Below are 6,642 nucleotides of genomic sequence, written 5' to 3'. Positions count from 1 at the left end.
AGTGGTTCACCGGCCCCGGCAACACTCTCCACAATGGCCTCGACGGAGCCATGTGTCTGGACGGCCAAACCCTCGAGGGCAGAACCCTCACGAGCGTCGTTCAGGTCATCCCGTGCAACGGTGGACCCGCACAGCAGTGGTAACCGCGGGCTGAACACTCGAACCAAATTCCTGCCGATTCCCGCTCAGGCCGGGCTGTTCGGAAAACGATCGTTACCGGACACTGCAATGCCTGTGTCCGCCTGTAGGCGCGGATTTCGTTGGCGACTGTTGATCGGATGGTGGTACCACTAGCTGCGGTGCGCAGTGCGCCGATGGTCTTGGCAAGGAGGGGACCCGTGAAAAATCAGGGTTGGAAGTTCTGGATCGGCGTCGCTGGGGTGGTCGGACTGCTCCTGGCAAGCATTGTGGTCGGTGTGGCTCGGTTCGATAGGGTCGACCACACCGCTATCTATTTGGCGCAGGCGGCCGTAGTTCTGAGCGTGGCCCTTGCGCTTCTGGGTCGGGCGCGCCGGAACAAGTAGTCGCTGGCTGTACGTGGCGGGTACGGATGCCTTGAAAGCCCGTCGCGCCCGCCACCATCACCGACGTTGACCCGTCCGCCCACAACCCAGCACCACACTCCGACGTGCGCCGAAAAGTGTGACTCGCAGCGGTAGATGGCGGTGTTGTCGCACCCTCAAGTGGCGTCGGCGCCCGGAACCTGGTGTGGCGCAGAACGTCCGCTATTGCCGATTACACGATGGTCTGTGGGCCATAGAATCTGGTCGATTCTCAGGTGTGGCACTCGACGAAGGTGATCAGCTACTGGTGTGGCTCAGGCCATCTGGCGAACGGGCAGGTGAAGCCGGTTGGTGTCGAGGATCGGTAATCAGCGGCTACGGTGGCGGACGTGCATTTCACAAGAGGGGGATCGGTGATCGATCAACGTCCGCTGGCTGGCTGGAGCCGCACGGCACCGACTGTCGCGCAGGTGCTTTCCACTCCGGACATCGACTCGGTTGCGAAGGCAGTCCGTGAGGCGGGACCGCGTGGTGTTATCGCCCGAGGGTTGGGGCGCAGCTACGGGGACCCGGCACAGAACGGTGGTGGTCTCGTTGTCGACATGACCGCGTTCGACCGCATCCACACGATTGATCCGGATAGCGGTGTCGTCGATGTCGATGCCGGCGTCAGCTTGGACATGTTGATGCGGGCCGCTCTGCCTCGCGGCCTGTGGGTTCCGGTACTACCGGGCACGCGGCAGGTCACCATCGGTGGCGCGATTGCTTCGGATATTCATGGCAAGAACCACCACTCCCAGGGCAGTTTCGGCAACCACGTGCTGTCGATGGACCTGCTGACCGCTGACGGCTCGGTACACACGATCGAACCTGATGGCGTTGACGCAGACCTCTTCTGGGCAACCGTGGGCGGGATGGGCCTTACCGGCATTATTGTGCGTGCCCGAATCCGGATGAAGCACACCGAAACCGCGTACTTCTTCGTCGACAGCGACCGCACCAATAGTCTCGACGAAACGATGGAGCTCCTGACCGGCGGCTCCGACGACGGCTACGAGTACTCGGTGGCGGTGCCCGACACGATCAGCACCGGCGCGAAACTCGGTCGTGCGGGGTTCAGCCGCGGCAACCTGGCCACCGTCGATCAGCTACCAGCCAAACTGCGCAAGAATCCGCTGCATTTCAATGCGCCGCAGCTGTTTACCGTTCCTGATGTCTTTCCCAATGGCATGGTCAACGACCTGACTACCCGGATCGGCGGCGAGGTCACTCACCGCACGTTCGCGAAGCAGGGCCGGGGCCTGATCCAGAACATCACGCAGTTCCTTCATCCCCTGGACCTGCTCGGGGAGTGGAACCGCGGCTACGGTCGGCGCGGGTTTCTGCAGTATCAGTTCTCGATGCCCTACGGCGCCGAAGACCAACTGGCCGAGGCTGTGCGCGCCATCGCTCACTCGGGCCATCGATCCTTCCTCAACGTCTTCAAGCGCATGGGGCCGAGCAGTCGGGCCCCGCTGTCGTGGCCGCACCCGGGGTTCATGCTGAGCCTCGATTTCCCGTTGAAGGCAGGGCTGAGCGAGTTCTGTGCCGACCTCGATCGACGAGTGCTCGACGCCGGTGGCCGCCTCTACTTCGCCAAGGAGTCACGCACTACGCCGGAAATGATTCGAGCGATGTATCCGCGCCTGGAGGAATGGCGGCAGATGCGCGACGCCGCCGATCCGGAACGGGTGTTCGTCTCGGATCTGGCCCGACGTCTCCGGTTGGTCGATGACGAACTGGTTCGCGCCGGTCACTGACAAACCGATCAGCACAACCGCATCGACAGTCTCTACGCGCCGCTACGCGGTCGAGCGCCCGAGTTCACCGACATGGGCCGCCTGGCCGCGTTTCTATCTGGCAAGTAAATCGCGTCGGCCACAAGCTGATCAACCAACGTCCTCTTCTGTCGCATACCGCGCTGACCGAACCGGCCAGCGCGGGGCGACGGAAGATCAACTGGCCGCGCCCCATCCGGCGCCGGCCGAACGCACCGTAATTCCGATGAGCGCCGCTCGGTACGCATCCGATCGCCGAGCGTGCCGTCATGAAGTCGCCCCTCTATTTGAGGCGGATGTCCGTGGTGGCCAGGCCGAAGATCTTGCGCCCGGCGGATTTCGCGATGAGGACGACTGTGGCGGTTCTGGTTTCCGGGTCGATCGATTTGATCCGGCCGCTGAACTCCACATCCCCGGCCGAGACGGCTCCGACGACGGTGTAGTTCGACAGCCGGGCTCCGTACCGGATGATGGCACCGGGGTCGCCGAGCCAGTCGGTGACAAACCCCGCCCCGAGGCCCATGGTCAGCATGCCGTGCGCGATCACATCGGGAAGGCCGGCCAATGAAGCGACTTCCTCGTTCCAGTGGATCGGATTCACATCACCGGCAACTCCCGCGTAGTTCACCAGGTCGCCCCGCGTCAGTCGGACGGCCCGGGCCGGTAGCTCGTCACCGACAGCGATGTCCTCGAAACGGATTGCTGTGTGCGGCACACGTGTTCGCGAGACGTGCGAATGTCGGAGGGTGGTCCGTGCAGGCTGATCGGTCATTGTGTGTCCGGCGTGTGGCGCCGAGGCAATAGGCGACGGCGCGGTTTCCAAGCCGCTCATGACCACGCCCTCGATGGCAGTGCTGATGTCGGCATCGACGTCATCGCTGGTGATGCCGACGACCGTGGTCTGCATGATCTGCACGATCTGGCCGGACCGGTCGGTGAATGTATTGGTGATGGTGAGCAGGTCCTTGCCTGCGACACGGCGAACCGAGGACAGTTCGACATCACTGATCAATCGGTCACCGGCCAGAACAGGCTTGTACATCTCGAAGACCTGGTCGGTGTGCACGAACATGTCGTAGCCGGTCAGGATGTTCTCGAGCAGAGCACGATTGGCCCGCATGGCCACGATCGAGGCGAACGTGGTCGGCGCGACCAGCCCGGCGTACCCGAGCTCGTTGGCAGCGGACTCGCTCCAGTGCGCTGGATGGCAGTCCTGGACAGCTCGCGCGTATTCGCGGATCTTCTCCCGACCGACCTCGTAGTAGTCATCGACGCGATAGCGATAGCCGACCAGCCCGGCCACATCGAATGCTGTCTCCATCAAACCTTCCGTTCATCGTTCGACCGACCTGAGTGCGGCGGCACAATCTCCATACTCGACTCGGATCAGTGGTTGATCACCTCACCGAGCCGCGGCAGGACGAGTCGTTTCAACTGCACTCCGTGGGGTTGCGCACCATCTTCTGTCGACGATCTTCGATGTCGAAATGTCAGGGTCGGATGGCAGTGCCAGTACGCTAAAAACTCCAGCGGGGTGGAGGTTCAAGAGGTTGTGACGGACAACACACAATCCGGCGTGCCGGTGAGTATCGGAGAGTTAGCGCGCAGCACCGGGTTCACGGTGCGAACAATCCGCTTCTACTGCGACGAAGGCATTCTGGAATCCCAGCGCAGCGCGGGCGGGCATCGGATGTTCGACGCCGACAGCGCCACCGAACGACTGCTGCTGGTGCGGCGGTTGCGCGCGCTCGGCATCGGGCTGAACTCGATCATCGACGTGCTGCAACAAGAGCGGTCGATGGCCGAGGTCATCGCTGCCGAAAGCGCGCGGCTCGATATCGAATTCAGATCGCTGGCATGGCGGCGGGCCTCGCTGCACGCCATCGAGGCGGTCGCCCCGGCGCAGCGGGCCGAGCGACTCGCGTTGCTGGCCGCCGTGCAGGACGGTGGCGCGGTTCACGATTGCCTCGTGCGGTTCTGGCGGCGCATTCTCGCACCTGTACCTCGGTGCGATCTCGACATGTGGTTGTACTGGAATGTTCCTGAGCCGCCCGCTGATCCATCCGTCGATGAGATTGTCGCGTACGCCGAGTTGGCGGCTCTCGTCGCAGACCCTGACATGAACAGAACTGTGCGGCAACAATACTGGCGGAACCAGCCGGAATTGATCCGCGACCGTCGAAGACTGTATACCGAGGTTGGCGACCTATTAACGGACGTGGTGCCTCTGGTCGTGGAAGGGGTGCAGCCGCACGCCAGCGTTGAACTCGATCGATTTGTCAACGCCCACGCCAGCGCACGAGGAGAACTCGATTCCCCGCGTTTCCGCCAGCAATTGCTGATCGACGCAACCGACGCCGACCACCGGATTCATCGTTACTGGGCTCTAACAGGGCAGCTCCTCGGAACTCGCGTCACCGTGGGACCCACCCATCACTGGCTGTACGCCGCATTGGCCAACTCCACCGACCTTGCCGATGCACCGGCACCCCAAACGCGCTCACTCCAGAGAGCTCAGCAGCGCCGATCCACGTAACCGACGCCCCGCCGCCGACCTTTGTCCGAACGCACGCTATGCCGCATACCGCGCTGACCGAACCGGCCAGCGCGGGGCGCCGGCCGTCGGAACCCGCTGCGGCGCAGAACGTCCGCTACTGCCGAATGCGGGGCATTCCAGTCTAGAGTCTTGACTCTGGGCGCACGCGCGCGACCATCGTCGTATGGGCGTGTTCGGCGCTCGAATCGAGGTGGAGACATGTCACAACCGAACGTCGACCGCGAGGGTCTTGCTGCCGACCTGGAGCGAGTGAGAATCGACTTTCACCACCTGCTCGATACCACCGGTGCCGAAGAGTGGACAGCCCCGACGAATGGCACCCGTTGGACCAACGAAGAGCTGTTGTTCCACATGGTCTTCGGCTACATGATCGTTCAGAAGCTCCTGATCCTCGTGCGCGTATTCGGCCGCCTGCCCGCTGGTGCCAGCCGCGCGAACGCACGATTCCTGAACGCGGTGACCGGCCCGTTCGACGTGATCAACTTCTATGGCTCGCGCCTGGCGACACGTGCGTACAACCGGCGCAGGATGGGCGCGAAGATGGATCGGGTCATCGCTTCGTTGCAGCGTTCCCTACGGCGGGAGAATGCAGCGAAGTTCACGCGCGAGATGCACTATCCGAGTCTTTGGGATCCGTACTTCCAGGGGTCCATGTCCCTTGCGGAGCTCTATCAGTATCCGAGGCAGCACTATGACCATCATCGGAAACAGTTGACAGTCACTGGTGTTCGCGAACCGTAGTCCTGCTCGCTGAACGCACTCTCTTGCCGCATACCGCGCAGACCGAACCGACCAGCGCCGGGCATCGGAAGATCAACTGGCCATGGCGATCCGAGGCCGGCGGAACGTCCGCTATTGCCGAATTGCGGGTGTTGGTTGCAGTGCGCAGATTCATGTGCTCGCGCCCGGTTCGAGCACGGAAGACGTCAGTCGAGCTTTGGATCTGCTAGCAGCACCACGCGGTCGACGGCGGGGTCGAAACCGAGTACCGGGAAACGGGTGGAGGTGGTGCTGAACTCTGAGCACATCGACACAGGCTTGCCCAACCGCCGGCCGATCGTGCACAGGAAATCGCACAGAGTGTCCACCCCGACCTGGCCCTGTAACTCGCGAAGGTCGACATCGAAGTCCATCTCGTCGGGAGACCAGGGACGAAAGATCACCTGTACGTCGGGTACAGGCCAGACACGCAGCATCATGGTCTCCGCATCGGCAGGGTGCGAAAAGACCTGCGCGGCAGATGGCAGCGGCCGCTTGTCCAAACCCTCGAAGTACTCCCATGCCCACCCCTTCGAGCGAACCAGGTCGAACACCGCCTGCCAATCCTCGACCGATGTGCCCGGCACGTACACGTCCGGCAGCGTACCCATCAGGTCGGGGTCGAAGAAGTTCTTGACCTCGCTCCACTGCAGAACCGTCAACTGTCACACAACCTTTCGATGCGACTGCGAATTCCATTCAGGCCCTGACCCTAAAGACATGCGAACAGGCACACGACCGAATATCCGCTCATGCCGCATACCGCGCTGACCGAACCAGCCGGCGCGACCCTTCTGACTGCCTGCGGCGCTGTCGGTTTGGGGTACACCCGTGCCCGACACACCCGATCGTCCACACGGGCGTCGGAATAGAATCCGTATCGACTTTTCCGACACTTGTCGGTGTCGGTTCTTAGCCTCGATCCACCGACGGTCTTGTGTCCGTTGGTGCCTGATGAACGAGAAAAGTGCCCTTCGAGCTGGGATGATCGCTGTTGTCTAGGCAG

Annotated in this window: 5 protein-coding genes; 3 read left to right on the top strand and 2 right to left on the bottom strand. The window is 62.6% G+C overall.

Translation table 11 applies throughout. The features are described 5' to 3' along the window. Positions 1-916: 916 nt before the first annotated feature. Positions 917-2,302: an FAD-binding protein gene (locus ACFXIV_RS47660; protein ID WP_379405700.1), complete on the top strand. Its 1,386-nt coding sequence runs from the start codon at positions 917-919 to the stop codon at positions 2,300-2,302. A 301-nt stretch (positions 2,303-2,603) separates the two neighbouring features. Here ACFXIV_RS47660 and ACFXIV_RS47655 read toward each other — a convergent pair whose 3' ends face one another. Further along, positions 2,604-3,641, bottom strand: coding sequence for a fused (3R)-hydroxyacyl-ACP dehydratase subunits HadA/HadB (locus ACFXIV_RS47655; protein ID WP_379405702.1), 1,038 nt, complete (start codon positions 3,639-3,641; stop codon positions 2,604-2,606). 231 nt (positions 3,642-3,872) lie between these two features. Here ACFXIV_RS47655 and ACFXIV_RS47650 point away from each other — a divergent pair, with 231 nt between their 5' ends. Further along, the gene (locus ACFXIV_RS47650) at positions 3,873-4,856 is read left to right on the top strand and encodes a MerR family transcriptional regulator (protein WP_379405704.1); all 984 of its coding nucleotides are present in this window, start codon (positions 3,873-3,875) and stop codon (positions 4,854-4,856) included. Positions 4,857-5,075: 219 nt separating this feature from the next. After that, positions 5,076-5,618: a DinB family protein gene (locus ACFXIV_RS47645; protein ID WP_379421511.1), complete on the top strand. Its 543-nt coding sequence runs from the start codon at positions 5,076-5,078 to the stop codon at positions 5,616-5,618. Between the two features lie 185 nt (positions 5,619-5,803). Here the strand turns inward: ACFXIV_RS47645 and ACFXIV_RS47640 are convergent, their stop codons facing one another. Continuing rightward, positions 5,804-6,298 carry a hypothetical protein gene (locus ACFXIV_RS47640; RefSeq protein ID WP_379421510.1) on the bottom strand — a complete coding sequence of 165 codons (495 nt, stop codon included), beginning with the start codon at positions 6,296-6,298 and terminating at the stop codon, positions 5,804-5,806. Between the last annotated feature and the right edge of the window lie 344 nt (positions 6,299-6,642).

The organism is Nocardia sp. NPDC059236 (genome assembly GCF_042754085.1).
In the GTDB taxonomy this organism is placed as follows: domain Bacteria; phylum Actinomycetota; class Actinomycetes; order Mycobacteriales; family Mycobacteriaceae; genus Nocardia.
The sequence above is the reverse complement of the archived record's forward strand: the minus strand, read 5'-3'. Positions and strand labels throughout refer to the sequence as shown.